17 protein-coding genes are annotated in these 13,279 nt (G+C 70.9%); 13 read left to right on the forward strand and 4 right to left on the reverse strand.

Annotation, left to right across the window (positions count from 1 at the left end):
* Window position 1: 1 nt before the first annotated feature.
* The 6 genes from fdxA (at window position 2) to VGW35_07195 (ending at window position 5,436) form a co-directional block, all read left to right on the forward strand.
* Entirely contained in the window at window positions 2-259 is a 258-nt protein-coding gene (gene fdxA / locus VGW35_07170) for a ferredoxin (GenBank protein ID HEV8307433.1), read from the forward strand.
* Between the two features lie 111 nt (window positions 260-370).
* Entirely contained in the window at window positions 371-1,720 is a 1,350-nt protein-coding gene (locus VGW35_07175) for a GAF domain-containing sensor histidine kinase (protein ID HEV8307434.1), read from the forward strand.
* Window positions 1,717-2,106 carry a response regulator gene (locus tag VGW35_07180; GenBank protein ID HEV8307435.1) on the forward strand — a complete coding sequence of 130 codons (390 nt, stop codon included), beginning with the start codon at window positions 1,717-1,719 and terminating at the stop codon, window positions 2,104-2,106. The genes VGW35_07175 and VGW35_07180 overlap by 4 nt, the downstream gene beginning before the upstream one ends.
* Window positions 2,107-2,152: 46 nt before the next feature.
* Window positions 2,153-3,568, forward strand: coding sequence for a sigma-54 dependent transcriptional regulator (locus VGW35_07185; protein HEV8307436.1), 1,416 nt, complete (start codon window positions 2,153-2,155; stop codon window positions 3,566-3,568).
* Between the two features lie 39 nt (window positions 3,569-3,607).
* Window positions 3,608-3,856, forward strand: a complete 249-nt coding sequence (locus tag VGW35_07190) for a hypothetical protein (GenBank protein HEV8307437.1) — start codon at window positions 3,608-3,610, stop codon at window positions 3,854-3,856.
* 107 nt (window positions 3,857-3,963) lie between these two features.
* Window positions 3,964-5,436, forward strand: a complete 1,473-nt coding sequence (locus tag VGW35_07195; protein HEV8307438.1) for a choice-of-anchor Q domain-containing protein — start codon at window positions 3,964-3,966, stop codon at window positions 5,434-5,436.
* A gap of 65 nt (window positions 5,437-5,501) precedes the next feature.
* On the opposite strand, the gene VGW35_07200 is transcribed toward VGW35_07195, so the two are convergent.
* The gene (locus VGW35_07200; GenBank protein HEV8307439.1) at window positions 5,502-5,888 is read right to left on the reverse strand and encodes a PIN domain-containing protein; all 387 of its coding nucleotides are present in this window, start codon (window positions 5,886-5,888) and stop codon (window positions 5,502-5,504) included.
* Complete coding sequence (locus tag VGW35_07205) at window positions 5,869-6,078, reverse strand: hypothetical protein (protein ID HEV8307440.1); 210 nt, start codon at window positions 6,076-6,078, stop codon at window positions 5,869-5,871. The genes VGW35_07200 and VGW35_07205 overlap by 20 nt, the downstream gene beginning before the upstream one ends.
* Before the next feature lie 307 nt (window positions 6,079-6,385).
* Between VGW35_07205 and VGW35_07210 the strand changes: the two genes are divergently transcribed.
* The 3 genes from VGW35_07210 to VGW35_07220 are packed head-to-tail and all read left to right on the forward strand — an operon-like array spanning window position 6,386 to window position 9,122.
* On the forward strand, window positions 6,386-7,513 hold the full coding sequence (locus tag VGW35_07210; GenBank protein ID HEV8307441.1) for a hypothetical protein: 1,128 nt from the start codon (window positions 6,386-6,388) through the stop codon (window positions 7,511-7,513).
* Window positions 7,510-7,941 carry an OB-fold domain-containing protein gene (locus VGW35_07215; GenBank protein HEV8307442.1) on the forward strand — a complete coding sequence of 144 codons (432 nt, stop codon included), beginning with the start codon at window positions 7,510-7,512 and terminating at the stop codon, window positions 7,939-7,941. Before VGW35_07210 ends, VGW35_07215 begins: the two co-directional genes overlap by 4 nt.
* Window positions 7,938-9,122, forward strand: a complete 1,185-nt coding sequence (locus VGW35_07220; GenBank protein ID HEV8307443.1) for a CaiB/BaiF CoA-transferase family protein — start codon at window positions 7,938-7,940, stop codon at window positions 9,120-9,122. The genes VGW35_07215 and VGW35_07220 overlap by 4 nt, the downstream gene beginning before the upstream one ends.
* A 142-nt stretch (window positions 9,123-9,264) precedes the next feature.
* Here VGW35_07220 and VGW35_07225 read toward each other — a convergent pair whose 3' ends face one another.
* Complete coding sequence (locus tag VGW35_07225) at window positions 9,265-9,474, reverse strand: hypothetical protein (GenBank protein HEV8307444.1); 210 nt, start codon at window positions 9,472-9,474, stop codon at window positions 9,265-9,267.
* A 197-nt stretch (window positions 9,475-9,671) separates the two neighbouring features.
* Here VGW35_07225 and VGW35_07230 point away from each other — a divergent pair, with 197 nt between their 5' ends.
* The 4 genes from VGW35_07230 (at window position 9,672) to VGW35_07245 (ending at window position 13,082) form a co-directional block, all read left to right on the forward strand.
* On the forward strand, window positions 9,672-9,836 hold the full coding sequence (locus tag VGW35_07230; GenBank protein HEV8307445.1) for a hypothetical protein: 165 nt from the start codon (window positions 9,672-9,674) through the stop codon (window positions 9,834-9,836).
* A gap of 188 nt (window positions 9,837-10,024) precedes the next feature.
* Entirely contained in the window at window positions 10,025-11,608 is a 1,584-nt protein-coding gene (cimA, locus tag VGW35_07235; protein ID HEV8307446.1) for a citramalate synthase, read from the forward strand.
* A gap of 272 nt (window positions 11,609-11,880) precedes the next feature.
* Entirely contained in the window at window positions 11,881-12,252 is a 372-nt protein-coding gene (locus tag VGW35_07240) for a ferritin-like domain-containing protein (GenBank protein ID HEV8307447.1), read from the forward strand.
* Window positions 12,249-13,082 (forward strand): family 1 encapsulin nanocompartment shell protein, encoded by an 834-nt coding sequence (locus tag VGW35_07245; protein HEV8307448.1) that lies wholly within the window; start codon window positions 12,249-12,251, stop codon window positions 13,080-13,082. The genes VGW35_07240 and VGW35_07245 overlap by 4 nt, the downstream gene beginning before the upstream one ends.
* Here VGW35_07245 and VGW35_07250 read toward each other — a convergent pair.
* Window positions 13,072-13,279 (reverse strand): carbohydrate ABC transporter permease (locus VGW35_07250; GenBank protein HEV8307449.1); only part of this gene is annotated, 208 nt, incomplete at its 5' end. The two genes, VGW35_07245 and VGW35_07250, sit on opposite strands and share 11 nt — an antisense overlap.

The following is a 13,279-nucleotide window of genomic DNA, read 5'->3' on the forward strand; positions in this document are numbered from 1 at the left end:
CATAATTGCCGAGCCGTGCATCGGCGTGAAGGACAAGGCCTGCGTGGAGGTCTGCCCGGTTGACTGCATCTACGAGGGGGAGACGATGCTCTACATCCACCCCGAGGAGTGCATCGACTGCGGCGCCTGCGAGCCGGTCTGCCCGGTCAAGGCGATCTTCGCCGAGGACGAGACCCCCGACCAGTGGAAGAACTTCATCGAGCTCAACAAGCAGTTCTTCAAGGACAACCCGGGGGTTCAGCCGGCCACCAAGAAGTAATCCGCGGGCCGCATCCCGCCTCGCCAGCGCCTCCGAGCGCCTGACAGCTCCAGGGGCGTCACCGTCGGGTGACGCCCCTTTTTATTTCCCGGGAATTCCCGGCGGCGCCCGATGATCGCCCCCCTGGCCCGCCTGCTCGGCCGTCCTTACCGCTACCGCGAGCTCGAAGTGCTCCACGAGATCTCCCAGGCCTTTGCGGCGATGACCGACATCCAGGAGACCTACGGCCGTCTGACGCGGCGCATCGCCGAGCTGATCGGAGCCCAGAAGTGCGTCATCTCGCTTTACGATCCCGAGACCCGCGAGATGGTCGGCCAGGCGCCGGGATACGGCGTGCCGGACGAGATCATCCCCACCTTCCGCTACCGGGTGGACACCCTCCGGATGACCTGGAACTTCCGGATTGACGGCGCCATGGTCAAGAACCGACTCGGAGAGTTGCACCCGGCCCAGCAGGAGTACCTCAAGCCCTTCGACCTCTACAACGTGACCGTCGTCCCGCTCGTCCTCGAGGGCCGCATCATCGGCATGGTCTCGATGGCCAACAAGCCGGGCGGCTTCTCCCAGAACGACGTGCGGCTGTTGACCGTGTTCGCGGCCCAGGCGGCGGTGGCGATCCAGAACGCGCAGCTCTACACCCACCTCGAAGAGTCCGCCGCCCAGCTGGAGGCGAAGGTCCACGCCCGCACCGCCGAGCTGGAGGCGACCTACGCGGAGCTGGCCGCATCCCACGCGCGCCTCCGCGAGCTCGACCAGCTCAAGTCGGACTTCCTGAGCAACGTCTCCCACGAGTTCCGGACGCCGCTGGCCGCCATCAAGGGCTTCGTCGACAACCTTCTCGACGGCGTCACCGGTCCGCTGCCCGACAAGCAGCGGCACTACCTGGTGCGGGTCCACGACAACGTCGAGCGGCTCTCCCGCATGGTCTCGGATCTCCTCGACCTGACGCGGATCGAGGCGGGCAAGATCGAGCTGGTGCCGGAGACCCTCGACGTCGCCGCGACGATCGCGGAGGCGACCGAGAGCCTCCGGCCGCTGGCCCGGGCCCGGAACATCGGGTTGACGGCGGCCCTCGCCGCCTGCCCGCCGATCTGGGGTGATCCGGACAAGGTGCACCAGGTCCTGACGAACCTGATCTCGAACGGGCTCAAGTTCAGCCCGCCGGGTGGCCGGGTGACGGTGTCGGTGGCGGCCGAGCCTCCCGAGATGGTGCGGATAGCCGTCCGAGACACCGGGCTCGGGATCCCGCCCGGGGAGCGGGAGCGGGTGTTCGACAAGTTCTATCAGGTGGGGCGCGTCGACGGGGAGCGCCCGCCGGGCAGCGGGCTCGGGCTCACGATCGCGCGGCACCTCGTCGAGCTCCATGGCGGGCGGATCTGGGTCGAAGGCGGGCTCGGTGAAGGCTCGACCTTCGTCGTGCTCCTGCCGGCATCGGTGGCTGGCGGGGGCGCCCGGCGATGACCGCCGGCGAGCGCGCCTCCGCGAGCCGCCTCGTTCTCGTCGTGGACGACGAGGCCGACCTGCTCGAGATCGTGACCGATCGTCTGGAGGGCGAGGGCTACCGGGTCCTGACGGCCCGGGATGGACTCGAGGCGCTGGAGCGGGTGCGGAGCGCGCGCCCGGCCTGCATCATTCTCGACCTCAAGATGCCCCGACTCGGCGGGTTCGAAGCCCTGGTGGAGATCCGGCGCCAGGCGCCGGAGGCCTACGTGATCGTCTTGACCGGCTCCCCCAACCGGCCGCTGGCCGAGGCGTGCCGGGCCCGGGGTGCCGACGACTTTCTCCTCAAACCCTTCGACCCCGGCGAACTCCTGCGGCTCACCGCCGAGGCGTTTCGCCGCGACTGAGGTGGTCATGGGTCACCTTGGGGCACAGCCTGCGCGCGTACTGGTCGTGGACGACGATCGCGATCTCTGCGAGACCCTGACCGATCGGCTGACGGCGCTCGGCTTTCAGGTCACGATCGCCGGCAGCGGCCCCGAGGCGCTCCGGCTCGTCCGGGAGGAGCCTCCGGCCATCGTGCTGCTCGACCTCGTCCTGCCGGGGCTCGACGGGATGGCGGTGCTGGAGGCGATCCGCCGCGACGAGCCCGAGGTCGTCGTCATCGTGATCACCGCGCACGGGACGATCGCCCGCGCGGTGGAGGCGATGAAGAAGGGCGCCTACGACTTCGTCACCAAGCCGTTCGACCCGCGGCACCTCGAGATCGTCCTGGGCAAGGCGCTCGAGCGCCAGGCGCTCCGGGACGCCAACGCCCTGCTCGCCTCGGAGGTCGCCGACCGCTACGCGGCGATCGTGGGCGACAGCCCGGCCATGCAGGCGGTGCTCGACGTCGCCCGCCGGGCCGCCCCGACGGGGACGACGGTCTTGCTCCTCGGCGAGAGCGGGACCGGCAAGGAGGTCCTGGCCCGGGCGATCCACCGCTGGAGTCTGCGGGCGGGCCGGCCGTTCGTCGTCGTCAACTGCGTCGCCCTCTCCGAGGAGCTCCTCGAGTCCGAGCTCTTCGGCCACGAGAAGGGAGCCTTCACCGGCGCCCACCAGCAGAAGCGCGGCAAGCTCGAGGTGGCCCACGGCGGCACGGTGTTCCTGGACGAGGTCGGCGACATCCGGCCGGCGCTGCAGGCCAAGCTCCTGCGGGTGCTCCAGGATCAAACCTTCGAGCGGGTCGGGGGGACACGGCCGATCCAGGTGGACCTCCGCTTCATCGCGGCGACGAACCGGGACCTCACCCTGGCCGTGCGGCAGGGCCACTTCCGCCTGGATCTCTTTTACCGCCTGCACGTGGTGAGCGTGACGCTGCCCCCGCTGCGCGAGCGGCCGGGGGACGTCCTTCCCCTCGCGCACCACTTTCTCGAGCGCTACCGGCGCGAGGTCAAGCGCGAGCTGAGCGGGTTCCGGGCGGAGGCCCTGGCCTGCCTGCGACGGTATCCGTGGCCGGGTAACGTGCGGGAGCTGCAGAACGCCATCGAGCGCGCGGTGGTGCTCGCCGAGGGACCCGAGGTCGCGCTCCGGGACCTGCCGGCCGAGGTGCGCGAGGCCGGGGCAGCCGGCGGGCTCGTGCGCGAGGCGCGCTCGTTCCACGCGGCGATCGAGGAGTTCAAGCGCGGCCTCATCGTCTCCGCCTTGCGGCGGACCGGCGGGAACCGCACCCGGGCGGCCCGCCTGCTCGGGCTCCAGCGCACCTACCTGGCGCGGCTGATCCGCGACCTCGGGGTGGCCGGCGGGCCCGGTGATCCCTCGGCCGACTTGCCGGCCGGGGCGCCGCCGGACGAAGTCGCCCCCGAGCCGGTGGGCGTCGGGTCCGACTGAGAGGGCCCGGGCGAGGGCGCCACGGCCATCTCCGCTCCCGTGCGCTGGCTGGTCGTGGTCCGGCGGGAAGAGCCGGGCCTGTACGTCTCGCTCCGCCGGCGGTTCGAGGGCATCCTCTGGGTCGAGGTGATCGTGGACCGGCGGATGGGCGAGCGCCGCGGCCGGAGCGCCGCGGTGTCGACGGACTGCCGGCGCGCCGATCGCCGGCGGCCCCTGGTCCCGCAGGAGCGTGACCGCTGGCAGAGCTTCGGCTACCGTCTCGTCCGCACCGGCCAGCCCCCCGCCTGACCCCGGCCCGGTGAGACCGGGCGCCCCCGGATGTGAGACAATCTCGGGCACGGCGGCACGAGCCGTCGGGAGTCCAACCGAGCGACGGGTCGGGGTGGGAGGGCACCATGCTCCGGGAGCGTCGCAGGACCGTGCGCGGCCTGATCGGATTCGCCGGGTTGATCGTCGCCGTGTGGGTGGCCGTGAGCGTGGCGCCGGCCCCCGCCCAGACCCGCGTCTTCTACGTGGCCACCACCGGCAGCGACACCACCGGCAACGGCTCGCTGGCCCGGCCCTGGCGGACCATCACCCGCGCCCTCGATGCGGTGCCGGATGGCAGCCTCGTCCTGGTGCGGCCGGGGACCTACACGGGCCGGGTCCGCCTCCGCGGCACCTTCGCGCGGGGAGTGACCGTGCGGTCCGAGGTTCCCTACCGGGCCCGGCTGCGACACAACGACACCGTCGTCACCTGCTTCGAGGGCAAGGGCATCACCCTCGAGGGCTTCGACATCGCCCACTCCGGCCCGGGGGCGGGCGGCCTCGTCATCCAGATCCAGGACCTGCGCGGCGACCCCGGCGGGACCGACATCGTGAGCCGGATCACGCTGCGCAACAACGTCCTTCACGACAGCTTCAACAACGACATCCTCAAGATCAACAACGGCGCCGGCCAGATCCTGGTAGCCGGCAACGTCTTCTACAACCAGTCCGGCTCGGACGAGCACATCGACGTCAACAGCGTGACCGACGTGGTCATCCAGGACAACATCTTCTTCAACGACTTCGCCGGCAGCGGCCGGCGGAACAACAACGACACCTCGAGCTACATCGTGATCAAGGACAGCAACGGCACCGACGACACCAACCTCGGCAGCCGGCGGATCACGGTGCGGCGCAACGTGTTCCTCAACTGGCAGGGCTCCACCGGGTCGTACTTCGTCCTGATCGGGGAGGACGGCCAGCCCTTCTTCGAGGCCCGTCAGGTCGCGGTCGAGAACAACCTGATGATCGGGAACTCGCCCAACGTGATGCGGGCGGCGTTCGGCGTCAAAGGCGGCCGGGACATCACCTTCCGCAACAACACCGTGGCGGGCAACCTGCCCTCCCTGGCCTTCGCCATGCGCTTGAACGTCGAAGACCAGAACCCGCCCAACGCCAACATCCGCTTCTACAACAACATCTGGTCCGACCCGACGCGGACGATGGAAGACTTCTCCGACACGCCCCGGGGCGAGACGGCGTCCTTCGTCCTCGATCGCAACCTCTACTGGAACGGCGGCGCGGCCATTCCCCGGGACTCCGACGAGCTCATCAACTACACCAACGACCCGCGCCGCATCGTCGGCGACCCCCGGCTGGGCAGCCAGGCCGGCGTCGTGGTGCCCCGGTGGGTCCCGGCCACCGGCCGCTTCGCCGAGGGGTCGACCTCGATCCGGCAAGCCTTCGTCCGGCTCGTGAGGCTCTACGGGGCGCTCGGCGCCGGGAGCCCGGCCATCGACGCCGCGGACCCGCTCCAGGCGCCCGCTCACGACATCCTCGGCCTCCCGCGCCCCTTCGGCCCGCGGCCCGATCTCGGCGCCTTCGAGCGGCGAGGGCCCTGACCCCCAGTAGCTACGACTTGGGATCCGAACCGTCGGGACTCGATCGTCCGAGCGCGGGTCGCGACTCAGCGGGCTTGAGTTCTCAGCCCAACGACGCGCGAGATCCGCCCGAAGATCGTGTCGTGCGAGAGGAGGAGCGCATCTCGGTCCAGTGCGCACTGCGCCACGTGCGCATCGGGCGTCGACACCGAGAGCCCGCGGTCGAGCAACGCTCGGCGTAGCTCGCCGACGCGCACCCAATGCTCGAGCGGCGTTTCGTGCAGCGGGATTTCGGCGACCAGTCGGACGATGGCCGAGCGGTCGCGAGGTCGGCGCGCCCCGCTGATCAGCTCGGCGACCACGAGCGGCGGCAAAACCACGATGCCGTGCTTGAGGGCCTCTTCCAGCGCGGGCTCCGCGTGGCCCGCAAAGAACTCGATCCAGACGGACGTGTCAGCGACGACGCCGCTCACGCGACTGCTCGATGTCGATCGCCAGCCGAACCCGTCCCTTGAGCGCCATCGCTCGATCGTAGACCCGAGTCCGGCGGACGAGGCGGAGCCCTTCGATGACCGTTTCCGTGATCCCCGCCCGCGTCACGCGCATGGCGTCACGCAAGAGGTCGTCCGGGAGGTTGGCGGTGATCCGACGTGCCTTTGCCATATGGTAATACTAACGCCCATCATGACGCGCGTCAATACCGCGCCCTGCATTGATCAGGGCGACGGGCCATGCCCTATCCAGGCCGACGACGGGCATTCCGCGCCACGACATCCTGGGCCTCCCGCGCCCCTTCGGTCCGCGCCCTGACGCCATCCGCCGGGGCCGGGAAATACTGCGCCGTCGCGACGCTCCCCGTGCGTCATTCGCGGCGCTGGCATCGTTGACTCCGTCGAGACCCCCGGGTACGCTGGAGCTCAGGCCCGCATCAAGTCGGCACTGACCGACAGACGGGAGGGGATCGGCCGAGGTGGGCGACGCTTACATTGCCGGGGCGGCGATGACGCGCTTCGGCCCGCGGCCGGAGTCGCTGGAGGACCTGATCGCCGAGGCGGCCCGGGGCGCCCTGAGCGCGGCGGGGCTGGAGCGCCCGGACGCCCTCGTCGTCTCGGTCATGAATCCCGAGGAGTTCATCGGGGAAGCCAACTTCGCCTCCCACCTGGCCACCTACCTCGGCCTGGCCCGCACTCCGAGCCTCCGCGCCGAGACCGCGACCTCGTCGGGTGCCGCGGCGCTGTTCACCGCCTACGCGGCGGTGATCGCCGGGTTGTACCGCGCGGTGCTCGTCGTCGGCGGGGAGAAGATGACGCACCTGCCGACCCCGCGTGTCTCGGAGCTGATCGGCCGCTCCATCGACGCCTACGAGCGCTCGTACGGGGCGACGATGCCCGCCCTGGCGGGCCTGGTGACCCGGGCCTGGATGGCCCGCACCGGGGCGGCTCTCAAGGACATCTCCCTGGTGGCGCTGAAGAACCACGCGAACGGGTCCCGGAACCCGCTGGCGCACTTCCAGACGCCGGTGACCCTCGACGCCATCATGGAGAGCCGGATGGTGGCGGATCCCCTGCGACTCTTCCACTGCTGCCCGATCTCCGACGGCGCCGCCGCGGTCGTGATCCGGGCCGACCGGGCGCCGGTCCGGATCGCCGGAATCGGCCAGGGCTCGGACTACCTGGCCCTTCGCTACCGCGACAGCTTCACCGGATTCCGCGCGAGCCAGGACGCGGCGCGGACGGCGTACCGCATGGCGGGGTTCGGGCCGGAGCGGGTCGACGTGGCCGAGCTCCACGACGCCTTCACGCCCTTCGAGCTGATCTCGATGGAGGACGTGGGGCTCGCGCCCGCCGGCAAGGCCGCGCGGATGCTCGCGCACGGCGAGACGGCGCTGGACGGCCGGCTCCCGGTCAACCCGTCGGGGGGCCTCAAGGCACGCGGGCACCCGCTGGGCGCGACCGGGCTGGCCCAGGTCGTCGAGCTCTGCTGGCAGCTCACCGGCCAGGCGGGCGAGCGGCAGGTCGAGGCCCGGGTGGGGCTGGCCCACTCGATCGGCGGGCTGGCCACGACCAACTGGGTCACGCTCCTCGAGGCCGCCGGATGACCACCGAGTCCATCCCCGCCTCGCGGTGCGGCCGCTGCCGGCGCCTCTGTGCGCCTCCGGCCCGCTACTGCCCCGACGACGCGACCCCGATGCAGCCGGCCCAGGTGCCGGCCTACGGCGAGGTGATCTCGTTCACGACGCTCCACTCGCCACCGACCGGGTTCGCCTCGCCGCTCCACATGGCCCTCGTCCAGCTCGAGGGGGGCGTGAAGTTCTTCTGCCACGGCGCCGAGACCCGGGGCCTCAAGCTCGGGAGCCGGGTGGCGATCGAGGCCGTGGATCAGATCTACTACTTCTCGATGCTCAACCTGGGCGAGCGGGCGCTTCTCTTCTGGCGTCAGGGCGGCATCCGCGCCACCCAGCGGGTCGGGGCGTTTGCCCGCAGCGCCGTCAAGCGGCTCAGCCGCTGGCCGGGGTCCCGTCAGTGAGACCGCTGGAGGGGATCCGGGTCATCGATCTCTCCCGGGTGCTGGCCGGGCCCTACGCGACCATGCTGCTCGCGGACATGGGGGCCGAGGTCATCAAGGTCGAGGAGCCGGGCAAGGGCGACGACACCCGGGCGTGGCCCCCGTTCGTGGGCGGTGAGGCGACCTACTTCATGAGCGTGAACCGCGGCAAGAAGAGCCTCACGCTCGACCTGAAGAGCGAGGCGGGCAAGGAGATCCTCCGCCGGCTGCTCGAGGGCGCCGACGCTCTCCTGGAAAACTTCCGGCCGGGGACGCTCGAGCGCCTGGGCTTCGGGTATCCCGCCGTCCAGGCCTTCAACCCCCGTCTCGTCTACTGCTCGATCTCGGGATTCGGCGAGTCGGGCTCCGAGGCGGGCCGGCCCGGCTATGACCTCATCGTCCAGGGTGAGTCCGGGATCATGGACCTCACCGGGTTCCCCGACGGCCCGCCCGTCAAGGTCGGCAACTCCATCGCGGATCTGGCGGCCGGCACGATGGCGGCTCACGGCATCGTCCTCGCGCTCTTCGCGCGCGAGCGGACGGGTGTGGGCCAGAAGGTCGAGGTGGCCATGCTCGACGTGATGGCCGCCCTCCTCACCTACCAGGGCCAGGCCTACTTCGCGACCGGCAAGAGCCCGCGGCGCCGCGGGAACCAGCATCCCTCGATCGTGCCCTACGAAGTGTTCCGGGCGGCCGACGGCTACCTCACCGTGGGCGTGGCGAACAACTCCCTCTGGGGCCGGTTCTGTCAGGCGCTGGGACAGTCCGAGCTCGCCCACGACCCGCGGTTCGATTCCGAGGCCAAGCGAGTCGAGCACCGGGACGCGCTGATCCCCGTCCTCGAGCGCGTGTTCGCCGCGGCGCCGGTGGAAGATTGGCTCGACCGGCTCGGGCGCGCCGGCGTCCCGGCGGGCAAGATCAAGACGGTCGGGGAGGTGCTCGAGTCCGAGCACCTCCAGGCGCGCGGCGCCATCGTGTCGCTCACGCACCCGACGGCGGGTCCCCTCCGGATGGTCGGGCCGGCGATCCGGCTCCACGGCACGCCGGGCGAGGCCTCGAGCGCGGCGCCCTGCCTCGGCGAGCACACCGACGAGATCCTGGAGAAGGTGCTCGGGTACCCGGCGGACGGCATCGCCCGGTTGCGTGCCGCCGGCGTGGTCTAGCGGTGTGTCGGAGTAAGCCGGCAGCTCGCCCCGAGCGGGCGATGCGTCGAGCAGCGCTCCGAGCGGCGGCTGTGCCGCCGCAATCGAGGGGGGGGTATCGGGGGGCTCTTCCGAGACCCCCCCGAAGATCTAGCGGTCTAGGTCAGGCGGCGGACGCGAGGGGGTGGTCCGAGTCCGATTCGCTCTCGTCGTATCGGGCGCGGTGGACGAACCGGCAGAACGCCCGGTTGATCCGGCTCCATTCCCGGACCTCCCGGCAGTCCACGCAGAGCCCACCCTGGGTCAGCGCTTTCCAGCCGCAGACCCGGCACGCCCCGATGACGATCGGCTCCCATTCTCCCTGCGAGATCATGCTGCGTCCCGTCTCATGCAAAGGCCATTCCTAGCCCGCCCGGACCGCCGGGACGCGGGTCCGGGGCTGCCGATCCCGGCCGCCCGCTACAGCCCGTCAGGCTCCGAGCGTCGCCCGGCCCATCGCGGCGGGATCGCGACGGGGCCCGGCCCGTGACGGGGCCTCTGAGCGCGACCTCTCCGGTATTCCCCGGGGGGATGGAGCGGGCGCCCGAGCTGACGCCCGGAGGTTGCCAGCATCCGCCCTGCCTCTGCGAGGTGGACCCGGGGAAGCGCTTCTGCTGTCTCCTGTGCGCCCGCGGCGGCGCCGAGGCGGACGACTGCGCCTGCGGTCACTTCGGCTGCACGGGCCGCATCCTCTGATCCGGTCGAGACGGGCCGGCTCAACCGGTCGGCTCCCCCGCCTGAGGCCTCGGCCGTCGCGTTGGGCTCCCAACCTTGACATTCGCGTCCGGCTCCCGCTATGGTAGGGGACTGCTTTTTTCAGCCCGGCGCGGAGTTGGGCGGTCCGGAGTGACCGGGGACGGCGTGACGCGGCCGAGGAGGCACCGATGGCGCGGCTGGTGAAGATCTACGACACGACGCTTCGCGATGGCACCCAGGGCGAGGGCGTGGCTTTCTCCATGGAGGACAAGGTCCGGCTCGCCCAACGGCTCGACGCGCTGGGCGTCCACTACGTCGAAGGTGGCTGGCCGGGCTCGAACCCCAAGGACATGCGCTTCTTTCGCCGGATCCTCGACGTCCCGTTGAAGCACGCGCGGATCGCGGCGTTCGGGGCGACCCGGCGGGCCGGGATCAAGGCCGAGGACGACCCGAGCCTCCAGGCCCTGGTCGAGGCGCGGACCCCGGTGGCGACGATTTTCGGCAAGTCGTGGCCCTTCCACGTCACCCACGCCCTCCAGACGACGCTCCCCGAGAATCTCGCCATGATCGGCGATTCGGTGGCCTTCCTGGGGCGCCACGCCGAGGAGGTCATCTACGACGCCGAGCACTTCTTCGACGGCTGGAAGCGCGATCGCGAGTACGCGCTCCAGACCCTCAAGACGGCGGAGGCGGCCGGGGCCCACTGCCTCGTCCTCTGCGACACCAACGGGGGCACGCTTCCCCACGAGGTGGCCGAGATGGTCCGCGAGGTCCGGCGGCACGTCCGAGCGCCGCTCGGCATCCACGCCCACAACGACGGCGAGTGCGCGGTGGCGAACTCCCTGGCCGCGGTGCTCGAGGGCGTGGAGCACGTCCAGGGCACCGTCAACGGGTACGGCGAGCGCTGCGGCAACGCGAACCTGGTCTCGATCGTCCCGAACCTCATGCTGAAGCTCGGCGTCCAGGCGATCCCCGACCTGAATCTCCGGGAGCTCCGGGAGGTCTCGCGCTTCGCCTCCGAGCTGGCCAACCGCCCGCCGTGGCAGCACCAGCCCTTCGTCGGGGATTCGGCCTTCGCCCACAAAGCCGGCATTCACGTCTCGGCCGTCCTCAAGCACCCGGAGACCTACGAGCACGTCGATCCCGAGGTGGTCGGCAATCGCCGCCGCGTCCTCGTCTCCGAGCTGGCCGGCCGAGCGAACATCCTCTGGAAAGCGCAGGAGTACGGGATCGACCTCGGCAAGGACACGCCGGAGACCCGGCGGATCCTCGACACGCTGAAGGCGCTGGAGGACGAGGGGTACCTCTTCGAGGGCGCCGAGGCGTCGTTCGAGCTGCTCATGGAGCGAGCCCTCGGCAACCACCGGCCCTACTTCGAGCTGGAGGGATACCGGGTCACCGTCGAGGCGCGCCACGGGGACCACCAGCCCTTCGCGGAGGCCACGGTGCGACTGCGCGTCAAGGGCATCTCCGAGCACACGGCGGCGGCCGGCAATGGCCCGGTCAACGCGCTGGACCACGCGCTGCGGAAGGCGCTCGAGGAGTTCTACCCCAGCGTGCGCGAGATGTCGCTGATCGACTACAAGGTGCGCATCCTCGACGAGTCGAAGGGTACCGCCGCCAAGACACGCGTGCTCATCACCTCGGGGGACGGGGAGGAGACCTGGGGCACCGTCGGGGTCGCCCACAACATCATCGACGCCTCCTGGCAGGCCCTCGTCGACTCCATCGAGTACAAGCTCCGGCGTGACGAGCGCCGCGCGCTCCGCTGAGCCGCGCCCGGGATCGGAGCCAGCTCGAAGCCGAGGCGTGGGTCACCCGCCTCGCGCCGGATCATCCTCAGTCTCGGCCTCTGGATCTGTGGCTGGCCTCGATCGTCCGTCTCCTCCTCAACCCGCCCGGCGCGCTCCCCCCCGGTGTTTCCGGCAGTCCGCCGGGCCGGTGCCGGCATCGTGTGGTAGGGTGTAAGAAAGGACAGCGATGACCGGCGGGTTGCCGCGCGGGCCCGCGCGGCGGAGGCACCCCTCAGAAGGAGACGTGCCCTATGGCCTCAGTCGGATTCCACGAAGCCGAAGAGCACCTGGCGCCGAAGACTCGCGACATGCACCGTGCGATCGTCAGCCTGATGGAGGAGCTCGAGGCCATCGACTGGTACCAGCAGCGGATGGATGCGACGGGCGATCCGGACCTCCAGGCGATCCTCCGGCACAACCGGGACGAGGAGAAGGAGCACGCGGCCATGGTGCTCGAGTGGATCCGCCGGCAGGATCCCGTGTTCGACACGAAGCTGCGGGAGTACCTGTTCAGCGAGGGCTCCATCGTCGGGCGGGAGGAAGCGATTCAGAACGGTGACGGTTCGGCGCCTGCCGCCGGCGCGGCGCGCGTCTCGGTCGGGTCGTTGCGAGGAGGTCGATGATGGACATTCTGCGACGCGAGAGTGCGCGGCTGTCGGAGGGCGTGTGGAAAGCCCTCGACGAGGCGGCCGCCAGAGCCGCCCGGCACATCATGACGGCCCGTCGCGTGGCCACGTTCGACGGGCCCCGGGGCTGGGACTGCTTCGCCGCCCCGCTGGGCACGATGAGCGCGTGCCGGACCCGGGAGGGCAAGGCCAGCGTCTGCGTGCCCGAGGTCGCCTTGCTGGCCGAGATCCGGGCCGAGTTCAGCCTGCCCTGGTCGGTCGTCGAGGCCTTCGAGCGGGGCGGGCCGACCCTGGATACCGCTCCCGCCGAGGCGGCCGCCCGCGAGGTCGGCCTCGCCGAGGACCGGCTGGCCCTCTTCGGGGACCCCGTCGGCGGGGGCTTCCTCGCCTCGAAGGAGTCGCCGCGGCTCGCCCTCAAGGACTGGGCGCAGCCCGAGCACGTGCTGGGCGACCTGGTCAAGGCCGTCGAGACGCTCGACAGCCTCGGGATTCCCGGGCCCTACGAGGCGGTCCTCGCGCCCGGCCGCTACTATGCGTACCTGCGGGCGTCGGAGGAGGGCGGCTACCCGACGTCCCGCCACCTGCGAGAGGTTCTGGCCGCCGTCCACCGCTGCACGGTGCTGGAGAATGGCGGCGCGCTGTTCGCGATGCGGGGCGGCGACTTCGTCCTCACCGTCGGCGGTGACCTCGCCATCGGCTATCGCTCCCATGACCGGGAGGCGCTCCACCTCTTCTGCGTGGAGACCGTCGCGCCGCAAACGCTCACCCCGCAGGCGGTGTGCCTGCTGGAGCCCTCGGGGCAGTCGGAGCGGCTCGTTACTGCTTGACGGCGCCGAAGGTGAGGCCGGTGACGATGTGGCGCTGGACGATCAGCGCCAGCAGGAGCACCGGCAGCGTGATGAGGGTGGCGGCGGCGGCCAGCGTCCCCCAGTTGATCTCCTCGTAGGAGATCATGTTGAAGACGGCGATCGGGAGCGTCCGGGTCTCGCGGCCGGCCAGGATCACCGAGAAGAGGAAGTTGTTC

Source organism: Candidatus Methylomirabilota bacterium (assembly GCA_036005065.1).
Taxonomy (GTDB): domain Bacteria; phylum Methylomirabilota; class Methylomirabilia; order Rokubacteriales; family DASRDR01; genus DASYQW01.

What these genes read in the sequence shown, in the direction of transcription:
- VGW35_07175 (HEV8307434.1), top strand. Translation starts at nt 371, where the DNA reads ATGATCGCCCCCCTGGCCCGCCTGCTCGGCCGTCCTTACCGCTACCGC.
- VGW35_07180 (HEV8307435.1), top strand. Translation starts at nt 1,717, where the DNA reads ATGACCGCCGGCGAGCGCGCCTCCGCGAGCCGCCTCGTTCTCGTCGTG.
- VGW35_07195 (HEV8307438.1), top strand. Translation starts at nt 3,964, where the DNA reads ATGCTCCGGGAGCGTCGCAGGACCGTGCGCGGCCTGATCGGATTCGCC.
- VGW35_07205 (HEV8307440.1), bottom strand. Translation starts at nt 6,078, where the DNA reads ATGGCAAAGGCACGTCGGATCACCGCCAACCTCCCGGACGACCTCTTG.
- VGW35_07215 (HEV8307442.1), top strand. Translation starts at nt 7,510, where the DNA reads ATGACCACCGAGTCCATCCCCGCCTCGCGGTGCGGCCGCTGCCGGCGC.
- VGW35_07225 (HEV8307444.1), bottom strand. Translation starts at nt 9,474, where the DNA reads ATGATCTCGCAGGGAGAATGGGAGCCGATCGTCATCGGGGCGTGCCGG.
- VGW35_07230 (HEV8307445.1), top strand. Translation starts at nt 9,672, where the DNA reads ATGGAGCGGGCGCCCGAGCTGACGCCCGGAGGTTGCCAGCATCCGCCC.
- cimA (HEV8307446.1), top strand. Translation starts at nt 10,025, where the DNA reads ATGGCGCGGCTGGTGAAGATCTACGACACGACGCTTCGCGATGGCACC.
- VGW35_07240 (HEV8307447.1), top strand. Translation starts at nt 11,881, where the DNA reads ATGGCCTCAGTCGGATTCCACGAAGCCGAAGAGCACCTGGCGCCGAAG.
- VGW35_07245 (HEV8307448.1), top strand. Translation starts at nt 12,249, where the DNA reads ATGATGGACATTCTGCGACGCGAGAGTGCGCGGCTGTCGGAGGGCGTG.